The following is an 18,547-nucleotide window of genomic DNA, read 5'->3' as shown; positions in this document are numbered from 1 at the left end:
TGATCTGGACGTAACAGCATCTACAGCTGGATTGAAACTTGCCAATTAGTCGATTTCGCTTTTGCAAGAACCTCAGGGACTGAGGTTAGGAGCGTAGCGCCAGTTGCTTTGTTAAATAACATGACCCGGTGCCTCGGCCCCAGCGCTTCCGATGCCAGAATCTCCCCCTCGGTGAAAGCGAAAAAGAATCCGGAAAAATCGGGCCGAACTCGCGCTTGATTTGCGGTCTTGAGTTCGACAAAGACTAATTTTGATAGTGCCTCTTTTACGGATGCCATGTCGCGAAAATCTACACTAACTCCCGCCGGAATGGAAATTGCATCGAAACTCGATCGTTTAATAATTATTCCACTTTCTTTCAATGCGTTCATTAGGACGTTAAGTCCGTGTCCTTTTGGGCGTGCTACCAAATTCCTATTTGAAGAAAGAATTTCCTGCTCTCCAGCGGCTCCATTTTGATTTGCTAGGCGCTGAATATGATTTCGCTTTAGATTAATCAAATCGACTGGATGCATTGAAGGTCCCTTCGCAAATGCTCTTTGGTTTCTATGTTATCGCGGTGTCGTCCCCGACAGACTGCCACTCAGAGAGAGGGGGCGGAACTGCCCTTCTATGCTCGGCGATATAGCGCTCTTGAAGCTCGGATGGGGCGCATCATTAAGCGCTGCCGCGATATCGCTAAGCCGTGGCCCCGTCACACGTGGGCTGGATCGTCAACGCCCGAGTTTTCACGCGCGAAACGCATCAAGACAGAGCCATAGGCGCCGGCCGGCGCGTTCCGCACGGCACTTGCTGCCCAGCCGTGCGTGGCTGCCGCCGTCCGTTAGAGTATACCTCAGTGGACGTCCTGAAATCGCCCGTAGGGAATGTCCGCTAGGGTTGACCTTCTCCATTTGGACGAATATACAAATGGACATCATCTCAACGGACGGGCGGCGGCATCCATGGCGATTATCCTCTACGGTCGGGTCAGCACCGCCGAACAGACCATCGCCCACCAGCGGACCCAAGCTGAGAAGGCCGGCTTCCAGTTCGACCATGTCGTCTTCGATGAGGGCGTCTCCGGCGTCTCCATGAAGCTTCGCGACCGGCCGAACGGTCGCCGACTCTTCGACATGCTGCGGGCCGGCGACACCCTGGTCGTGCGCTGGGTCGATCGGCTGGGTCGCGACTACAACGACATCACGGACAACCTGCGCGAACTTATCCGCAAGGGCATCATCGTGCGGACCATCATTAATGGGATGGTGTTCGACGGCGCGACGACCGACCCCGTCCAGATGGCCGTTCGCGACGCCCTGATCGGGTTCCTCGCCGCGACCGCGCAAGCGCAGGCAGAGGCCACCAAGGAAGCCCAGAAGGCCGGCATCGCCCATGCCAAGGCACAGACCGATCGCACGGCCTACAGGGGCCGCAAGCCGGAATATGACCGGAAGGCTCTGACCCTGGTCCATGACATGCTCGCGCAAGGCAAGGCGATCGCGTCCGTTGCCAGGGAGGCCGGCCTGTCTCGTCAGGCGGTCTATCGCATCCAGGCCGATCCCAGCAGCGCGGAGAAGGCTTTAGCCCTCTGGGGCATGTGAATGCTCGTGGGCTGGCGGGATGCAGCGCGGCGGTTGGCATTGCCGGCCGTGGCGCTCCCAACGCCCATGCTCAAGGGCCGGCCACAGTCGGGCATTTGCCGGCTGGATCGCTGCACCCGGCAGAACCCTTGGCATTCCGGTCCGGGTCGGCACATGAGATTTGTATCAAATATTGAGATGCGCAATGAATGCGTGGTAGAATAGGGCACACAGCACAATTGCAGCGAGACGACCACAGTGCCCAAGCTCAACGAGCCCGCCATTGGCGCCCCAGAACTGACACCAACCATATTCGTTTGGTGTGCTTACTCCCACGCCACGGGCATTGCCTCCCTTGAGGACATCGCCGACGGCGCTGGTCTCTTCCCGAATGCTATGGCCTCCCTCTTCTGTCGCGAGGGTATCTTTCGGAACTGCCCTCCGAGATTCTTCACCTGGGTGAAGAGTGATCCTCGATGGGACGCCGCCTGGGCTGATCTCCGAACGGACATGGCGCTGCCGTCGCGCGCCGCATCGTCCGCATGACATCCGAGCCGACCACCGCCCGCCGCTACCGTCGCCTCTTGCCAGCGGACGAAGGAGCAATGAAGGCCCTCTGGGAGTCGGGCACCGTCACCGCCGAAGACCTGGCTGCGAAGTATTCCATGTCCAGGAGGGGGGTGCAGGCTGCCCTCCTGCGCCTCGGCGCGAAGAGAGGTGCCGCGAGCGCTGCGATAGCCACAGCCGTCAGCGCCCGCATTTTGTCAGACGTAATGCCTGAGCATCCCGACACTGCGGCACGTGTCCGCTGGACGCGGGATGAGACCTACAAGAACGCCACCCGCATCGAAGCCCTAGCCATGGCCGCAGCCGAGCAGGCTGCGTCTGGGGAGATCGCATCCGCTGCCGCCGTCCTCCGCGCTCTCGACAGCGCCGCCGCCATCATCAGCCGCACGCGCACGGCACGGTTCGTTGCCCTTGGTCTCGATCTCAGGGGCAGTGTTCATGACGGTGATCCGCCTGAGCTTGTCGTGAAGGAGATGACCCCGGCCGAGGTGGCCGACGTGCGGCGGCAGCAAGAGGAAGAGGACGCAATCACCCGCCCGGGGACGCAGGACCATAGCGCCGACGAGACCGCCGATCCCGGAGCCGATGAGGTCGTGATCGAGGGCGACGAGGCGACCGTGCTCGGTGCGGCCCCGTGACGACCGAAGTCCTAGAAAATGCAGACCGACCGGCAACCCGACCCGGAAACAACCCGGGGTTGAAATTCCCGACACATTTGCAAGTCGGGGCAAGTTCGACCCCTCTCGCCTATAGTAGCCGCATGCCACGACCACGCGCTCCACCATGCCAGTTCATTCCGTATCCGTCCCTTATTTTCAGGGTTCGACACGCTTATGGGATCGGCTGAACGCCAACTTTTCCTTGGCTTTGCTGCCGACAGGAGGTTCCGCGCGGAGCGCGGCTAGTAAGTAAGAGTTAGTAGAGAAGGGGAACCACCAAACAGGAACAGCAATCCAACCATCATGCCATCGCCATCTAAACCAAGCCCACCAACCAAGCGCCCATCAACAGGGCGCCGCACCACTCCCAGGGGCAAGCCCCAACCTTCGACCGCCATCACCGCGCCCGAGTTCCTGGACGCCATCAACGCCTTCCACTTCGCCGCCGTGCAGGGCACGCCGCTCAATACCAGTGTGACGATCGACGCCCAGGGGGCATGGTTCGTCCCTCGGGGCAGGACCACCAGGGCGGCGACCAGGATGTTCGCCACCGCCGTCGAGAACGCAGTCGAGTTCACCGCCACCCGGCTCGGCGTTGCACCCGCCTACACCATCACGTTGGAGAACCCGTCCTGCGGCGGCCATGGCCTGCACGCGAACGTTCTTTTGCACAGCCCGACGAACGACGCTGAGCGCGCCTTCTTCCACGGACGCTTTGTCAGCGTCTTCAAGCGCCGGTTTCGCTGGAAGACCGCTCGCAACGCCACCTACACGCCAATCAAGATCGAACCGGCACTCCTTGGCGACACCAACGCTCACCGGGCCCTCACCTACCACCTGAAGGGCTGCGACGACGCGACCGCGCATGCAGTGCTGACGACCCCCAAGGCTGCCCCGGGTCTCGATCCGATCCTGCGTGACCGCTTCCACCCCAACCACCTCCGCGAGCCCCAGGGGACGATCCACGGGCCGCGCGTCATCATTGCCCCGAGCATCAGCAAAGAAGCCCGCCAGAAAGCCGGCTACACCGACACGGCGACGCTGGCCGACCCCATCCAGCCGTTCCGTGCACGGCAAGCCAAGCTACGTGCCATGAGCGAAGCCCGGCAGGAAGCCGGCGCACCCATGCCCAAACCCGCCCAGGTGGCGGCCAGCCCCGTCGAAAACGCGAACACGAGCGCCACGTCGAACACGCCAACCACCGCCGCCCCGCAGATCACCAGCGCCACTAAATCATCGGCGCACACCCTCACGCAGCCGCATCCCCACCTCGAACACCAAAACCACGCCCAGGTGGCCGACGCCGACCATCAACCGCCAGCCCAAGCTACAGGCCCACCATGAAGTGCCCAACGGAAGAGATAAGTCATCGCTGACTAATGCCCGCAGTAGAAAGTCACCAAATAAAATCTATGAAATAGGATTTTCTATCTGCAGCATCTGTCTTATTATCTAACCGTCCGCAAATTAGGAGAGAGTAAGTGGATATTTCTTTGATCAATTTCGGATATGCCGCCGATATCATATCAGCGTCCGAGATTTTGCTTCACGATGACCGGCCATCCAGCCTGCGCCTGGATCTGCTTCATCCAGTTCTTGGCATGGTCTCGACCATCCAGCCGGGCGGCGGCAGCGAGGTCTATCTCATCCAAGATGGCAGCCCCGACACTGTCCAGGTGCCCGCACCGTGAGGGTGGAGCACATCAGCGCCGCTACCTACAGCGCGATCGTCGATGACCTCACCAGCGTCGAAACCATCATGCTCGACGGAAGATGGCCGATCTCGGTCGGGCGCAGCGCGCACTACGGCCACATCATGATCGGGCACGTCCAGGATCGCTTCATCATCGTGACGCTCGACCCGGTGCCCGATCCCGATCCCGACTGGGCCGCCCGGCCCCTGACCATGAACCCCGAGGCGTTCCAGTGACCGAACCCCTCGACCCCGCCGAGCCGATCCTCATCACTTACACCGACGAGCACGACCATGACGTATAAACTTCCAAGCCTCGAAGCCGAGTTCGAGCGGTATCGTGAGGCGCGAGAGGCACTGGTGGAGTCGGGCGATGCCGCCGCGATCCCCGACTTCCTGTTCCGTTGGTGCAACTCGACCGAGCGGCCCGTAGAATTATTGGCGCTGTATTACAATATGGCAAATGCAGATGACGCACTCTTCTGGCGCCTTATCGCGGATGAGTGGTCAGGATTCGATAGAATCCCGCTCGACGACTATATCATTTGGTTCGAGGAGCTCCGCGCCGCATGGTCGCCAGGGTGCATGGAGCCGACCGATCGGGCGGCCTATGACGCGCTGCCGGACGAGGTCACGGTCTATCGTGGTCAGTCTGCGACGGTCCCTCTCGGCCTAGCCTGGACGCTGCGGCGCGACGTAGCGGTAGGTTTCGCCGCAGGGCATCGGGGTATCAGTGTTCCCAGCCCGGCCATCGTCACTACCCGCGTGAAGAAGACTGACATCGCATTCGTTTGCACCGATCGCAATGAGGATGCGGTGGTGCTGTTTGAGCCGCCGGGCGCTGAGGCCGTCACCATGGAGATCATCGGGCCTGCCTCCAGCGCCGGCACCAAACACTGACACCCCGCAGGGAGCGCGCCAGGAGTCGCCCTGGCGCCTTCCACGCGCTCGCCCGCTACCTCCGGCCCAGAAGTCTCAGGTTCCGTCCAACGGACTCCCAGAAGCCGCTAGCGACGCTTGTCCTTCTCTGGCAGCAAGAGCGGGTCCGACGGCTTCCCAGAGAAATCAGCGCCGTCTCGCTCGCGGGCGCGCTTCTGCACCTCGACCAACGCTCGCAAGAGGGCCTGATCGAGCGCGAGTCGCCCTTGGCCTTTTCGAGGTATCCCCTCCCTGGCACAGACCTTGTCTGCGAAGTCAGCGACCAGCACCCGGCCATCTTCGTTACCGAAGCCGAGACCACGTCGGGCGATGCCCTCGTTCACTTCGACAAAGCCGGCCGCCTGTAGAAATGCCCGCGTTGATGGGCCTTTGGCGGCAAGGCGTTCCTCGGCATCCAGGCGAAGTTCATACTCGTAGAACTCGCGGGCGATCCGCGCGAGCTGTTCTTCATGGCTCTCTGTCGGCGGGCGTGGCTGGCGATCTCCCTCGGTGGGGTCATCATACTGACGCGGCGTGATGACCGCGCCGGCATCAACCTCAGGCGCCGGATGGACATGCAGATGCGATAGGTCGATCTCGGGATAGCGCAACAAGGCCAACGTCGCGGCCACCGCCTTGAGGCCCGGCCCCTTGTCATAGCGCACGTCACCCTCGGTCCCGCTGCCCCCGTGGCCCATGAGGTAATCGCGGTGGCGCTTCTGCTGGAAATCCGTGATGGCGTCGGTGAGGCGCGTGATGGCCGTGTGTCGGAAGGCGTGCATGCCCACGCCCTGTCGATACACGCCGACTTGCTGGCGGTAGTAGATGAAGTCCCGCGTGAAGCGTGCTCCGCGCCGACCGTCCTTCCCTTGTGGCGGCAGGTCAGGGAACAGCGGATCATCGGGGTTCGGCGCATTCTCCTGTGCATACTGCACGAAGCCCAGGCGGATCACCTCAGGATGCAGGGGCAGGGCACGAGTGGCGTTGCCTGTCTTAAGGCTGCGGCCCTTCCTGCCGGTCGATTCGTCGGCCTCCGTCTCCACGATGTTGAGGAACCATGTCCCCGCGTCGCACTGAAGGTCGCGCCCGTAGAGGTCCGCGAACTCTTCCAGTCGGCCGCCGTGGAACAGTGCGAGGATGGGGAGCCAGAACTTCGCATCGCGGATGATGTGCGGGCCCGGCTGGGTCGCGCGGGCAGCGTCACGGCCTGACCAGACGGGCGTCTTGAACAGCGCCGTTAGCTCCTCTGGCGCCCATGCGTCGCGCTGATCACGCGCGTTCTTCGACGCCTTGAAGCGGTGGCCTTTCACAAGCTCGCCGTGCGCGGCGACGCTGATCTTCCCTTCATCCAGCGCGAAGCGGAAGAACTGCGAAAGCGCCGTGAGATGGCGCTTCACTGTCTTGTCTGTCAGGCGGTCCGCCTGACTCGCATCGGCCTCTGCGATGATGTCCGCGACGCTCTTTGGCGGTGCCGTGCGGGACCGATTGTAGAGCGCCGGCATCCTCCGCAGCGTGCCAAGGAACTGCGTCACGTCGCCGCGCTGGTAGTCGGCCGGCGGCCGGTCGCCGCACACCTCGAAGAACAGCCGTAACGTGTTCCGTTCCTGCCCGATGACCTGATGGCGCGTCCGATCGATCGTCGCCCGGCGCTGAAAGTGCGGTTCGACCATCGTTGAGGCGAGCGGGCCACCGGTGCTGGCAGACGGGGCTGCCTCAGCAGGCGCGGGTGCCGGTGCCGCTCTCCCCTGCGCGGGTAGCGATGCCGGATCGCTTGCGAGGGCGTCTCGGCCCAGCACGTCGCGCAGGTTGGCCCGCAGCGTCGCGTTGAGGTCGGTATTGTCTCCCATCGCCTGCCGTGCCCTCGCCAGCGCCGCACTGAACTCCCGGTCCAGCAGGGCGGCGCGGTGCTCAGCCTCGCGGAACCGGCGCGTGCGAAGGCTGACCACGACCTCACGCCCTCGCGCCTCACCGGGTAGTCGCCTGCGATAGCGATAGATGCAACCCCGGCGCGCTACATGTGCGCCCGCATGGTGGGACCATGGTGGGACAGTATCGGGCACTTTCGGTGCTCCCGGCGCTGCGCCAGGGCTGAAAGGCTCACTAGATCAATGGGTTCGGCGACGGTGGCTGGGGGACCTGGATTCGAACCAAGAATGCCCGAGTCAGAGTCGGGAGTTTTACCGTTAAACTATCCCCCAAGCGGGCCCGACCATTGGCCGGGGGCGCGCATGTAGCACCGCAGGACGGGTCCGGCAACACCGTCCGGAGCCGCTCACGATCGCGCGGGCGTGGAAAGCGCTTGCCCCGGTCCCTACATCTCCGGATCATGACCGCGCGCCCGGACGCTGCCGCGCCGGTCCGGACCCTGCAATGACCGAGAGCTACGCCCGCCACATCCCCGCCGCCCCGCCAGACCTGGCGGCGCCGGTGTACGCGCGCGCGGACCACGGCGCGCCGGCGTATGCAGCGATCGATCTCGGCACCAACAACTGCCGGTTGCTGGTCGCGGCGCCTACAAGTTCGGGCTTCCGGGTTGTCGATTCGTACAGCCGCATCGTCAGGCTGGGGGAGGGGCTGGCGCAGACCGGTCGGCTCGCCGAGGGCGCCATGGACCGGGCGGCTGCGGCGCTGCGCGCCTGCGCGGAGAAGCTGGCACGCCGACCGGTGCGGCGATTCGAGGCCGTGGCGACCGAAGCCTGCCGTCGGGCCGCCAACGGGCCGGCCTTCCTGGCGCGGATCGCAGCGGAGACGGGGCTGAGGCTGCGCATCATCTCGGCGCGGGAGGAAGCGGCGCTGGCGATGGAATCCTGCGCACCGCTGCTGGAGCCGGAGGACCGCCGCGCGCTGCTGTTCGACATCGGCGGCGGCAGCACGGAGATCGCCTGGATCCGCGTCCCGGGGGCCGGGCCGCCGGAACTGATCGCGTATCTGTCGCTACCGCTCGGCGTGGTGACGCTGGCCGAGCGCGCGGGTCAGGATTGCTTCACCCAACGCGGCTTCTTCGACGTGGTGGACGAGGTCGCGCTGCACCTCGCGGAATTCGACCGTGTGCATTGCATCGGGCAGGAGATCCGGGCTGGCGGGGTGCGGCTGATGGGCACCTCGGGCACGGTCACGACGCTGGCCGGCGTCGCGATGGCGCTGCCGCGCTACAAGCGGCCGCTGGTGGATGGCAAGACGCTGGAATGCGAGGCGGCGGACCTCGCGCTCGGCGACCTGTTCGCGCTGGGGCGGGAAGGGCTCGCGCAGCACCCCTGCGTTGGCCCGGAGCGGGTGGAGTTCGTGCTGCCGGGCTGCGCGGTGTATGCCGCGATCCGGCGGGTATGGCCGACGCCGCGGATCACGGTCGCAGACCGTGGGCTGCGCGAAGGCATGCTGACCCGGATGATGCGCGCCGAGCGCGCCGCGCCCCGCCGCCGCGCCGGGCGCTAGAAGGACTTTACCCGATGGCGAAGCAACCGCCCGGCACCGGCCGGGGCATGTCCACGCGGCTGAAGACCGCGGAGGGGCGCAGCACGGCCAGCCAGCGCTGGCTGACGCGGCAGTTGAACGACCCTTACGTGAAGGCGGCGAAGGAGCAGGGGTTCCGGTCCCGTGCGGCGTTCAAGCTGTTGGAGATGGATCAGAAGCTGAAGCTGCTGAAGCCGGGGATGCGGGTGGTCGATCTCGGCGCGGCACCGGGCGGATGGACCCAGGTGGCGGTGGCCGCGGTGGGGCCGCGCGGGCAGGTGGTCGGCATCGACATCCTGCCGATGGACCCGGTGCAGGGGGCGACCGTGCTGCAGGGCGACTTCACCGAGCAGGAGGCGGAGGACCGCACGCTGGAGGCAATGGGCGGGCGGGTGGATGCGGTGCTGTCCGACATGGCGCCGAACACCACGGGGCACCAGGCGACGGACCATCTGCGCATCATGGGGCTGGCAGAGATCGCGCTCGATTTCGCGCGGCGGGTGCTGGCGCCGGGGGGCGCCTTCATCGCCAAGGTGCTGCAGGGCGGCACCGAGGCGGAGATGCTGGCGGCGCTGAAGCGGGATTTTGCGGTGGTGCGCCACATGAAGCCGCCGGCGAGCCGGAAGGACAGTGCCGAACTGTATGTGGTGGCGACCGGGTTCCGGGGGTGACCGGCCGCTCACATCAACGTGTGCTGTTTTGGACAAAGTGCAGACGCGGATGAAGGCGTTGGTCAGAGGCGGGTTCACGGCTGATCGAACAGGCATAATCCGTAGGACACGCCGTGACGAATGTCGGGTCCTCTCGCAAAGCGGCGTCCCCGTCGCCGTGCGGCTGGCGCTGACTGGGCGGCCGCGGTTCGTCTGCGATCGAGGCTGACCTGCTCCCCAGCGCTTCCGCGCAACTCAGCAAAAAGAGGGAGGGGGATTCGGGGGAGGTTCTCCTCCCCCAACCTTTCCAACCTTCCCCTCGCGCAACCCAGCCGCCACGCAACCGCCGCTTGCCCCGGCTGGCGCCCCGCAGTAAGGGGGCTCGCCAAGGTTCGGATCGTTGAAAGGTCCCCCATGGCTCCCGACTCCCTGCAAGACTCCCCCCGCCCCGGCACTCGCATGATCGAGGAGGCTTACGCCTTCGACGACGTGTTGCTGGTGCCGTCCTATTCCACTGTCCTGCCGTCCCAGACCGATACGCGCACGCGGATGACGCGGGAGATCTCGCTCAACATTCCGTTGATCTCCGCGGCGATGGACACGGTCACCGAGGGCAACATGGCGATCGCCATGGCCCAGGTCGGCGGCATCGGCGTGATCCACAAGAACCTGCCGCCGGAGGAGCAGGCGGCGCAGGTGCGGCAGGTGAAGAAGTTCGAATCCGGCATGGTGGTGAATCCGCTCACCGTGCATCCGGACCAGACGCTGGCCGAGGTCCGCGCACTGCAGGACCGCTACCGCATCAGCGGCATCCCGGTGGTCGAGCGCGGGTCGGGCCGGCTGGTCGGCATCGTGACCAATCGCGACGTTCGGTTCGCGACCGACCCGAACCTGCGCGTCTATGAGCTGATGACGCGGGAGAACCTGGTCACGACCTCCCCCGAGGTGCGGCCGGATGAGGCGCGGGCGCTGCTCCACAAGCACCGGATCGAGAAGCTGCTAGTGGTAGATGACGCCTATCGTTGCGTCGGCCTCGTCACCGTGAAGGACATGGACAAGGCGCAGGCCAACCCGAATGCGTCGAAGGATGCGATGGGCCGGCTGCGCGTCGCCGCCGCGACCGGCGTGGGGGAGGACGGGTTCCGCCGGGCGGAGCTGCTGGTCGCCGCCGAGGTCGATGTCGTCGTGGTCGATACCGCGCACGGCCATTCGGGCGGGGTGATGCAGGCGGTGGAACGCATCAAGCGGCTGTCGAATTCCGTGCAGGTCGTGGCCGGGAACATCGCGACGCCGGAAGGCGCGCTGGCGCTGATCGAGGCCGGCGCGGATGCGGTGAAGGTCGGTATCGGGCCGGGGTCGATCTGCACGACGCGCATCGTGGCGGGGGTGGGCGTGCCGCAGCTGACGGCCGTGATGGAAAGTGCCGCGGCGGCGCGGGAGAAGGGCGTGCCGGTGATCGCCGATGGCGGGATCCGCACCTCGGGTGATCTTGCCAAGGCCATCGCGGCCGGCGCCGACTGCGCCATGATGGGCTCGGTCTTCGCCGGCACGGATGAGGCGCCGGGCGAGGTGTTCCTCTACCAGGGCCGGTCGTACAAGTCGTACCGGGGCATGGGCTCGCTGGGCGCGATGGCGCGTGGGTCGGCCGACCGGTACTTCCAGGCCGAGGTGCAGGACACGCTGAAGCTGGTGCCCGAGGGAATCGAGGGGCGCGTCGGCTACAAGGGCCCGGTGGGCACGGTGGTGCACCAGATGGTCGGCGGCCTGCGTGCGGCGATGGGGTACACCGGCTGCGGAACGGTGTCGGAGCTCCAGGCGAATGCGCGGTTCCGGCGCATCACCGGGGCAGGGCTGCGCGAAAGCCATGTGCACGATGTGGCGATCACCCGCGAGGCGCCCAACTACCGCGCCGAGGGGTAGCCCGGCTGGCGGCGCATCGCCGTCTCGGCCATGCTCGCGGGCGGGGGCAGATCCTGTCCGGGCGGTAGCGGCCGGGCGGGCGAAGATGCCTCGTCCTTTCGGCGCCTGAGCGGCTTCCGGCGCCATGGCGCGGTGGGCGGCGGTGCCCCGGAGCTGAACCATGGCCGCGCCCGAAGCCGTTGTCTTCGACGCCTACGGAACCCTGCTCGACGTCAATGCCGCGATGGAACGGCACGCCGCGCGGCTCGGTGACCGCTGGGCGGCGCTGTCGGCGGAATGGCGGGCGAAGCAGCTTGAATACAGCTGGGTGCGCAGCCTGACCGGGGCGGCGCATCACGAGGATTTCTGGCTGTGCACGCGCGACGCCCTGGCCTTCGTCTTCGCCCGCCACAACATCCGGGATGCGGGGCTGGAGAAGGACCTGATGGCGGCCTACGGGGCGCTGCCTGCCTATCCTGAGGTGCCTGCCATGCTGCGCGCGCTGCGTGGGGCGGGCATCGCCACCGCCATATTGTCGAACGGGACGCCCGGCATGCTGGCGGATGCCGTCGCGGCGGCGGGGATCGAGAATTTGATTGATGAGGTGTTGAGCGTGGAACTGGTGGGCGTCTTCAAGCCCGATCCGAGGGTTTACCGGCTGGCGACGCGGCAGTTCGGCTGCGCGCCGGACGATCTCGCTTTCGTCTCGGGCAATGCCTGGGATGCGCAGGCGGCACTCGCCTTCGGCATGCGCGTGGTGCGGGTGAACCGTGCCGGGGCACCGGACGAATACGGGCTGGCTGAGGCCGGGGTGCCGGTGCTGGGCGATCTCGGCGGCCTGCCCGGCCTGCTGACGTGACGCCCGCCGCGAGGATTGCCGCCGCGATCGATCTGCTGGCGGTGCTGGAGGAGCAATGCTTCGCGCCCGCGGCACGGCGCCGGCCGGCCGATGCGGTGGCGAGCGACTTCTTCCGCGCGCGGCGCTTCATCGGCGGCGGCGACCGTCGGGCGGTGTCGGAACTGGCCTGGGGGGTCGTGCGGCAGCGGCTGCGGCTCGACTGGCATCTCGCCCGGCTGGGGGTGGCGCCGACAGCCCGGCTGCTGCTGCTGGCGCGCCTGCTGCTGGGGCGCGGCGTGGATGACCATGGACGCGGGCGGCAGGCAGCCGAGGCGGCCTTCGACGGATCCCATTACGGCCCGGCGGTGCTGGATGCCGCGGAACGGCGGGTGGCCGCCGCGCTGGATGGGCGGCCGCTGATAGACCCGGCGATGCCCGAGGGCGCGCGGCTGAACCTGCCGGACTGGGTGCTGCCGAAGCTGTCGGCGCGCTTCGGCGCATCGCTGGCGGCGGAAGCGGCCGCGCTGGAGGAGGAGGCGCCGCTCGACCTGCGCGCCAACCTGCTGCGGGCGGAGCGCGACACAACGGCGACGCTGCTGGCGGGGGAGGGGCTGGAGGTCGTGCCGACGCCGTTCTCTCCCTGGGGCCTGCGGCTCCCGTCGCGCCGGCCAGTGACGGGCACGAAGGCGTACAAGGACGGGCTGGTCGAGGTGCAGGACGAGGGCAGCCAGCTCATCGCCCTGCTGGCCGATGCGCGGCCGGGGATGCGCGTGGCGGATTACTGCGCGGGGGCGGCCGGAAAGACGCTGGCGATGGCGGCGACCATGGGCAATCGGGGGAAGATCACCGCCTGCGACACCTCGGCCCCGCGGCTGGAGGGGGCGGCCCGGCGGCTACGGCGCGCCGGGGTGGACAATGCGGAACGGCACCTGCTGGCGCCGGGCGACCGCTGGGCGAAGCGGCGGGCCGGGTCCTTCGACCGGGTGCTGGTGGATGCGCCATGCACCGGGACGGGCACCTGGCGGCGGAACCCGGATGCGCGGCTGCGGACCCGGCCGGAGGACCTCGCCGAGTTGGTTGCTGTGCAGGATGACATTCTCGGCAGGGCGTCGGAACTGGTGCGCCCGGGTGGCCGGCTGGTCTACGCTACCTGTTCCCTTCTGCCGGAGGAGAACGAAGAGCAGATGGAACGCTTCCTGGCGCGCCGGCCCGGATTCGCACCGATCCCGCTGGGTGGGCTCTGGGAGAGCCTGCGACCCGGAACGGCGGCGCCCTGCGCGGGGCCTTGGATGACGCTGTCGCCGGGTGCCCAGGGGACGGACGGCTTTTTCTGCGCAGTGCTGGAGCGCCGGCCGTGATCAGCATCCGTCGGGCGCGTCCGGCTGACGCGCAGGCGATCGGCGAGATCCATGCGGCGGTGTGGCGCAGCGCCTATGCCGGCATTCTGCCCGATGCCTATCTGGCGGGACTGTCGCCGCAGCGGCTGGGTGGGTTCTACCAGCGGGCGCTGCTCGACCGGCGGGAAGGGCATGCCGTCTTCGTCGCGGTGGCAGGCGGGACGGTGGTTGGCTTCGGCTCCTGCGGGCGATCGCGCCGGGCGGGGATCGCCGAGGGTGAGGTGGAGACGCTCTACCTCCTCGAGGATTGGCGGGAACGCGGGGCGGGGCGGCGGCTGATGCGCGCCATGGGCGCGCATCTGCGGGCCGTGGGCTGCCGGTCAGCGATGCTGTGGGTGCTGCACGACAACCCGACCCGCTGGTTCTACCGGCATCTGGGCGGGCGGGAAGTGGCGCGGGACGAGACCCGGGTCGGCGGCCAGCCCGTCGCGCAGGCCGCCTATACCTGGGACCCGATCGAGACGCTGCTGGCCGCGACCGCGCCGGTGCAGGACCGGTAGGCGGCCTGCGGCAGCGGCCCTTTACGGTACCACGGGCCCCGCGACGAAGGCGCCGCCGAAGATCAGGTAGACGACGAGCACGATCAGCAGCAGGCCGAGGATGCCGCCGAAGCCGCCGCCGCCGTAGTAGCCCGAGCGATAGCCGTAGTAGCCGCCGCCGCCGAACAGCAGCACCAGCAGGATGATGATCAGAAGCAGGGTCATCGTTATGTCTCCTTCGTGACAGGGAGCGCCCCAGACGATCCAAGGTTGCATCGAGCCGTCTTGCCCGGCGCGCGTTCCTGTGCTTCACGCCGCCATGGCCGACCCCAACGCTTCCTCCGCCGCCCGCCACGACCGCATCCTGATCCTCGACTTCGGAAGCCAGGTGACGCAGCTCATCGCGCGCCGCCTGCGCGAGACCGGCGTCTATTGCGAGGTCTGGCCGTTCAACAACGCCCCCGAGGACCGCATCCGCGCCTTCGCGCCGAAGGGGATCATCTTCTCCGGCGGGCCGGCCTCGGTGACAGAAGGGGAGAGTCCGCGCGCGCCGGATTATGCCTTCGCATCGGGGCTGCCGATCCTCGGCATCTGCTACGGGCAGCAGACGCTGGCGCATCAGCTCGGCGGCACGGTCGAAGGCGGGCATGCGCGGGAATTCGGCCGCGCCTTCATCGACGTGACCGGCGATTGCGCGATCACCCAAGGGGTTTGGGCGCGCGGGGCGCGGGAACAGGTGTGGATGTCGCATGGCGACCGCATCACCGAGCTGCCGCAGGGCTTCCGCGTCGTCGCGTCATCCGAGGGCGCACCCTTTGCGCTGATCGCCGACGATGCGCGGCACTACTACGGCACGATGTTCCATCCTGAGGTGGTGCACACGCCGCATGGCGCGGCGCTGCTCAAGAACTTCACGCATCTGGTCTGCGGCTGCACCGGCGACTGGACCATGGGCGCCTTCCGCGCCGAGATGATCGAGAAGATCCGTGCGCAGGTCGGCAAGGGGCGTGTGATCTGCGGGCTGTCGGGCGGCGTCGATTCCTCTGTCGCGGCCGTGCTGATCCATGAGGCGATCGGCGATCAGCTCAGCTGCATCTATGTCGACCACGGGCTGATGCGCGCGAATGAATCCGAGCAGGTCGTCGCCACCTTCCGCGACCGCTTCAACATCCATCTGGTGCATCGCGACGCGTCCGACCTGTTCCTCGGGCAGCTTTCCGGCGTCACCGACCCGGAGGTGAAGCGCAAGACGATCGGGCGATTGTTCATCGAGGTGTTCGAGGAAGAGCAGAACAAGCTCGGCGGCGCGGATTTCCTCGCGCAGGGCACGTTGTATCCGGATGTGATCGAGAGCGTGTCGGCGACCGGCGGGCCCTCCGTGACCATCAAGTCGCACCACAATGTCGGCGGCCTGCCGGCGGGCATGCGCATGAAGCTGGTGGAACCGCTGCGCGATCTGTTCAAGGACGAGGTCCGCGCGCTGGGGCGCGAGCTCGGCATCCCGGAGGAGATCGTCGGGCGGCATCCTTTCCCGGGGCCGGGCCTCGCCATCCGCATCCCGGGGGATGTGACGCGGGAGAAGGCGGACCTGCTGCGCAAGGTCGATGCGATCTACTTGGAGGAGATTCGCTCGGCAGGGCTGTACGACGCGATCTGGCAGGCCTTCGCGGTGCTGCTGCCGGTGCGCACGGTGGGCGTGATGGGCGACGGGCGTACTTACGACCAAGCCTGCGCGCTACGCGCGGTGACGAGTACGGATGGGATGACGGCCGATGTCTATCCCTTCGACATGGCGTTCCTGTCGCGCGTGTCGAACCGCATCGTCAACGAGGTGCGCGGCATCAACCGCGTGACCTACGACATTACGAGCAAGCCGCCGGGGACGATCGAGTGGGAGTGACTCCCCGCAGGGTAGGCCAGGTCCGGCTACGCCTTCGCGCCACCCGCTGAGGGGCGGCTGGAGAGGGGCATGGCCCCTCCCCGAAACTGCCCGCTTGTAGCGTCAGCCTTCCTCTTCCTCGAACAGCCAGAGCTGGCCGCTCGGCTGCCCCGGCCCGGTGTGGTCGGTCATGCCGAGGAAGGCCGGGATGCGGCGGCGCTGCGCTTCGGTCAGGGCGTTCACCAGCGGCCGCGCTGCCTCCACGAAGCGGCGCAGGTCGCGGCCGCGGGCTTCCTCGCCCTCGGCGATCGCGCCGAGCACGTCAAGGAAATGCGTCGGCCGCGTGGCGTTGAAGCGCGCCGAGCGGCGATTTGCTGCGTCACGCACGATGTCGCGGATGGCGGCTTCGACAGGCGGCCACAGGCGCTCCTGTTCCGGCGTCAGCGCGATCACGGCCTTCAGCGCGGCGAGGCGGGCATTCAGCACCGCGCGCGCATCTTCCGGCGTGTAGTCAGGCACCGCCGGGGCAGCGGCTGGCGCCTGCTGTGCGTGAGCGGGCTTGATGGCGGCCGGGGCGGCGACAGTCAGGGCGGCCACGGCGGCGAGGGCGAGGATCGGCTTCATCGGTATCACTCTCGGATCAAGGGTCGAGCAGGAGCGGCTTACTGCCAGCCGCCGCCGGGGAGGCGGCCGTGATAGGGCGTGTCGCGGCAGTGGCCCCACGGACCGCGCCAGAAACCCGGCGGGCATCCGTTCCAGGTCTGCGGCGGCGGGCCCCAATAGCCGGGCGCGGGGCCATAGCCGGGACCGCGGCAACCGCCCCAGGGGCCGCGCCAGCGGCCGGGTCCGCAGCCCTCGGCGACCGGCGTGAGCAGGCTGGGCGCCGTCAGGCCGGCAACCGGCGCCAGTGGCGCCGCGGCCGCCGGCGCCGCGGCGGCGAGCAGGCCGGCGGCGGCAGCAGCCAGTATGGTGGTGAAAGCCTTCATCATTCGCTCCTTGGCGACGCGGCGGGTCAGCGGAAGGCGACCCGCGCCATTTCAATCTCGTTGAGCGCGGCGTGGATCAGCCGGATCGCCTCGGCCTTGTGGCCACCGAAGCGATCCGGCGCCCGGTGCAGCGACTGCAGCGCGGCGGCGAGGTTTTCCTCAGCCTCGGTTAGGTTGGGAAAGGGCGTCTGTGCGGCGCAGCCTGCCGCGGTGATGGTGGCGGCGCCGGCGACCAAGACCGGTAGCGCGCGCATCATCATGCGCCGCTCGGCGTTGGTGTCCGTCATCGTCGTGTCTCCGTCTTCGGTTCGAGGGGTCGGCAGCGAACTGCGCGGCGGCACCTTCGCCGGAAACGCCGCACTTGGCACCCCTATAACCATTCACGCATCTTCACACACACGCGCGCGCTAACACGACACGGTCGGCAACCGCGGCGGAAGCGCAACCCGACGATGCCCGCCGCTGTTGCCTGGCGGGAGGACGGAGATGATCGGCCTGCGCCTGCTCGAACGCCTCGCCGCACCTGTCAGCGCCATGATGTTGCCGCCGGCGTCGATGCGGTTCGATTTCCTGCACCCGTCCGGCGAAGCCGCGCTCGTCGGACCGGATTCACTCTCCTGGCGTATCTTCAAGAACCCGGTCACGCTGTTCATCGGCGGCGTCGGCGCGGTGATCCTCGAACTCGCCGAACCCGCGGTGCGGTCGGGCGTGTGGGACCATTCCTCCTTCCGGCAGGACGCGGTGACGCGGCTGCGCCGCACGGGCGCCGCGGCGATGATGACCGTCTACGGGCCCGCCGGCGCGGCACGGGAGATGATCGCGCGCGTCGTGCGCATGCACGACAAGGTCAGCGGGACCACGCCCGATGGCCAACCGTACCACGCCAATGATGAACGCCTGTTGGACTGGGTGCAGGCCACGGCGTCCTATGGCTTCATCGAAGCCTACTCGCGCTTCGCACGCCCGCTGTCCGACGCCGAGCGATCGACGGCCTTCGCCGAGGGCGCACCGGCGGCGCAGCTATACGGCGCCGTCGGTGCGCCGCTTTCGACGGCGGAATGGGAGGCGCTGTTCGCACGCACGCTGCCGCGGCTGGAACGATCGTCGATCGTCTTCGACTTCCTGTCGATCATGAACGAGGCGCCGCTGCTGCCGCGGCCGATGCGGTGGCTGCAACGGATGCTGGTGAAGGCCGCGATCGACATCGTCCCGGCGGTACTGCGCGAGCGGCTAGGCATCGCACAGATGACGCCTTCCGCACCCGAGCGCGCGGCGGCGCGAATGATGGCGCGCATCGCCGACCGGCTGCCGCTGCGTGAGGCTCCGCCGGCGCAGGCGAGCATGCGGATGGGGCGGGACGCGGCGTTCCTGTATCGCTGAGGGGTGCCGCATTTGCGCGGATCTGTTGCGCAGCGGGGGGAGCCGGAAAGGGGCTTTGCCCCTCTCCGGACCTCACCCCACCAAAGGCCGAAAGGCCTTTGGAAACCTCGACCTGGTGCTGGGCGCCCGGGATGGTCGGGGCGCGGTCGGGCGCGGTACCGGGGATTGCCTGCTGATGATGGGCGCCTAG

Annotated in this window: 20 protein-coding genes and 1 tRNA gene; 14 read left to right on the top strand and 7 right to left on the bottom strand. The window is 67.4% G+C overall.

Features of this window, described 5'->3' with window-relative positions; all coding sequences use genetic code 11:
• Positions 1-20: 20 nt before the first annotated feature.
• Positions 21-515, bottom strand: coding sequence for a hypothetical protein (locus GXW78_RS24105; protein WP_211871462.1), 495 nt, complete (start codon positions 513-515; stop codon positions 21-23).
• A 429-nt stretch (positions 516-944) separates the two neighbouring features.
• Here GXW78_RS24105 and GXW78_RS24100 point away from each other — a divergent pair, with 429 nt between their 5' ends.
• The 6 genes from GXW78_RS24100 to GXW78_RS24075 all read left to right on the top strand — a co-directional run bounded on the left by GXW78_RS24100 (position 945) and on the right by GXW78_RS24075 (position 5,381).
• On the top strand, positions 945-1,583 hold the full coding sequence (locus GXW78_RS24100) for a recombinase family protein (protein ID WP_211871461.1): 639 nt from the start codon (positions 945-947) through the stop codon (positions 1,581-1,583).
• A 521-nt stretch (positions 1,584-2,104) separates the two neighbouring features.
• Entirely contained in the window at positions 2,105-2,767 is a 663-nt protein-coding gene (locus tag GXW78_RS24095; RefSeq protein WP_211871460.1) for a hypothetical protein, read from the top strand.
• 324 nt (positions 2,768-3,091) lie between these two features.
• Positions 3,092-4,132 carry a hypothetical protein gene (locus GXW78_RS24090; RefSeq protein ID WP_211871459.1) on the top strand — a complete coding sequence of 347 codons (1,041 nt, stop codon included), beginning with the start codon at positions 3,092-3,094 and terminating at the stop codon, positions 4,130-4,132.
• 137 nt (positions 4,133-4,269) lie between these two features.
• On the top strand, positions 4,270-4,479 hold the full coding sequence (locus tag GXW78_RS24085; protein WP_211871458.1) for a hypothetical protein: 210 nt from the start codon (positions 4,270-4,272) through the stop codon (positions 4,477-4,479).
• A 2-nt stretch (positions 4,480-4,481) separates the two neighbouring features.
• Complete coding sequence (locus tag GXW78_RS24080; RefSeq protein WP_211871457.1) at positions 4,482-4,718, top strand: hypothetical protein; 237 nt, start codon at positions 4,482-4,484, stop codon at positions 4,716-4,718.
• A gap of 57 nt (positions 4,719-4,775) precedes the next feature.
• Positions 4,776-5,381 (top strand): hypothetical protein, encoded by a 606-nt coding sequence (locus tag GXW78_RS24075; protein ID WP_211871456.1) that lies wholly within the window; start codon positions 4,776-4,778, stop codon positions 5,379-5,381.
• A gap of 107 nt (positions 5,382-5,488) precedes the next feature.
• Here the strand turns inward: GXW78_RS24075 and GXW78_RS24070 are convergent, their stop codons facing one another.
• Together GXW78_RS24070 and GXW78_RS24065 are read right to left on the bottom strand one after the other, a co-directional pair.
• Positions 5,489-7,459, bottom strand: coding sequence for a DUF6538 domain-containing protein (locus GXW78_RS24070; RefSeq protein ID WP_338147834.1), 1,971 nt, complete (start codon positions 7,457-7,459; stop codon positions 5,489-5,491).
• Between the two features lie 64 nt (positions 7,460-7,523).
• A tRNA-Gln gene (locus tag GXW78_RS24065) sits at positions 7,524-7,597 on the bottom strand.
• 172 nt (positions 7,598-7,769) lie between these two features.
• Here GXW78_RS24065 and GXW78_RS24060 point away from each other — a divergent pair.
• The 6 genes from GXW78_RS24060 (at position 7,770) to GXW78_RS24035 (ending at position 14,133) form a co-directional block, all read left to right on the top strand.
• On the top strand, positions 7,770-8,831 hold the full coding sequence (locus tag GXW78_RS24060) for a Ppx/GppA phosphatase family protein (protein ID WP_211871454.1): 1,062 nt from the start codon (positions 7,770-7,772) through the stop codon (positions 8,829-8,831).
• 14 nt (positions 8,832-8,845) lie between these two features.
• On the top strand, positions 8,846-9,520 hold the full coding sequence (locus GXW78_RS24055; protein ID WP_211871453.1) for an RlmE family RNA methyltransferase: 675 nt from the start codon (positions 8,846-8,848) through the stop codon (positions 9,518-9,520).
• Between the two features lie 393 nt (positions 9,521-9,913).
• A complete protein-coding gene (gene guaB / locus GXW78_RS24050) occupies positions 9,914-11,419 on the top strand; it encodes an IMP dehydrogenase (protein WP_211871452.1) in 1,506 nt (501 codons plus the stop codon).
• A 160-nt stretch (positions 11,420-11,579) separates the two neighbouring features.
• Complete coding sequence (locus tag GXW78_RS24045) at positions 11,580-12,257, top strand: haloacid dehalogenase type II (RefSeq protein WP_211871451.1); 678 nt, start codon at positions 11,580-11,582, stop codon at positions 12,255-12,257.
• The gene (locus GXW78_RS24040) at positions 12,254-13,594 is read left to right on the top strand and encodes an RsmB/NOP family class I SAM-dependent RNA methyltransferase (RefSeq protein ID WP_211871450.1); all 1,341 of its coding nucleotides are present in this window, start codon (positions 12,254-12,256) and stop codon (positions 13,592-13,594) included. Before GXW78_RS24045 ends, GXW78_RS24040 begins: the two co-directional genes overlap by 4 nt.
• The gene (locus GXW78_RS24035; RefSeq protein ID WP_211871449.1) at positions 13,591-14,133 is read left to right on the top strand and encodes a GNAT family N-acetyltransferase; all 543 of its coding nucleotides are present in this window, start codon (positions 13,591-13,593) and stop codon (positions 14,131-14,133) included. Before GXW78_RS24040 ends, GXW78_RS24035 begins: the two co-directional genes overlap by 4 nt.
• Positions 14,134-14,154: 21 nt before the next feature.
• On the opposite strand, the gene GXW78_RS24030 is transcribed toward GXW78_RS24035, so the two are convergent.
• Entirely contained in the window at positions 14,155-14,337 is a 183-nt protein-coding gene (locus tag GXW78_RS24030; RefSeq protein ID WP_211871448.1) for a DUF3309 family protein, read from the bottom strand.
• A 94-nt stretch (positions 14,338-14,431) separates the two neighbouring features.
• Here GXW78_RS24030 and guaA point away from each other — a divergent pair, with 94 nt between their 5' ends.
• Entirely contained in the window at positions 14,432-16,012 is a 1,581-nt protein-coding gene (gene guaA, locus GXW78_RS24025) for a glutamine-hydrolyzing GMP synthase (protein ID WP_211871447.1), read from the top strand.
• A gap of 102 nt (positions 16,013-16,114) precedes the next feature.
• On the opposite strand, the gene GXW78_RS24020 is transcribed toward guaA, so the two are convergent.
• The 3 genes from GXW78_RS24020 to GXW78_RS24010 are packed head-to-tail and all read right to left on the bottom strand — an operon-like array spanning position 16,115 to position 17,264.
• Positions 16,115-16,615: a hypothetical protein gene (locus GXW78_RS24020; RefSeq protein ID WP_211871446.1), complete on the bottom strand. Its 501-nt coding sequence runs from the start codon at positions 16,613-16,615 to the stop codon at positions 16,115-16,117.
• Positions 16,616-16,653: 38 nt separating this feature from the next.
• Positions 16,654-16,977 (bottom strand): GCG_CRPN prefix-to-repeats domain-containing protein, encoded by a 324-nt coding sequence (locus GXW78_RS24015; protein ID WP_211871445.1) that lies wholly within the window; start codon positions 16,975-16,977, stop codon positions 16,654-16,656.
• A gap of 26 nt (positions 16,978-17,003) precedes the next feature.
• A complete protein-coding gene (locus GXW78_RS24010) occupies positions 17,004-17,264 on the bottom strand; it encodes a hypothetical protein (RefSeq protein ID WP_211871444.1) in 261 nt (86 codons plus the stop codon).
• A 199-nt stretch (positions 17,265-17,463) separates the two neighbouring features.
• Here GXW78_RS24010 and GXW78_RS24005 point away from each other — a divergent pair, with 199 nt between their 5' ends.
• Positions 17,464-18,357, top strand: a complete 894-nt coding sequence (locus GXW78_RS24005; protein ID WP_211871443.1) for an oxygenase MpaB family protein — start codon at positions 17,464-17,466, stop codon at positions 18,355-18,357.
• Positions 18,358-18,547: the final 190 nt, after the last annotated feature.

Origin of the sequence: Neoroseomonas terrae (assembly GCF_018129025.1) — a bacterium.
GTDB lineage: Bacteria > Pseudomonadota > Alphaproteobacteria > Acetobacterales > Acetobacteraceae > Neoroseomonas > Neoroseomonas terrae.
This window is presented reverse-complemented; position numbering and strand designations above follow the sequence as displayed.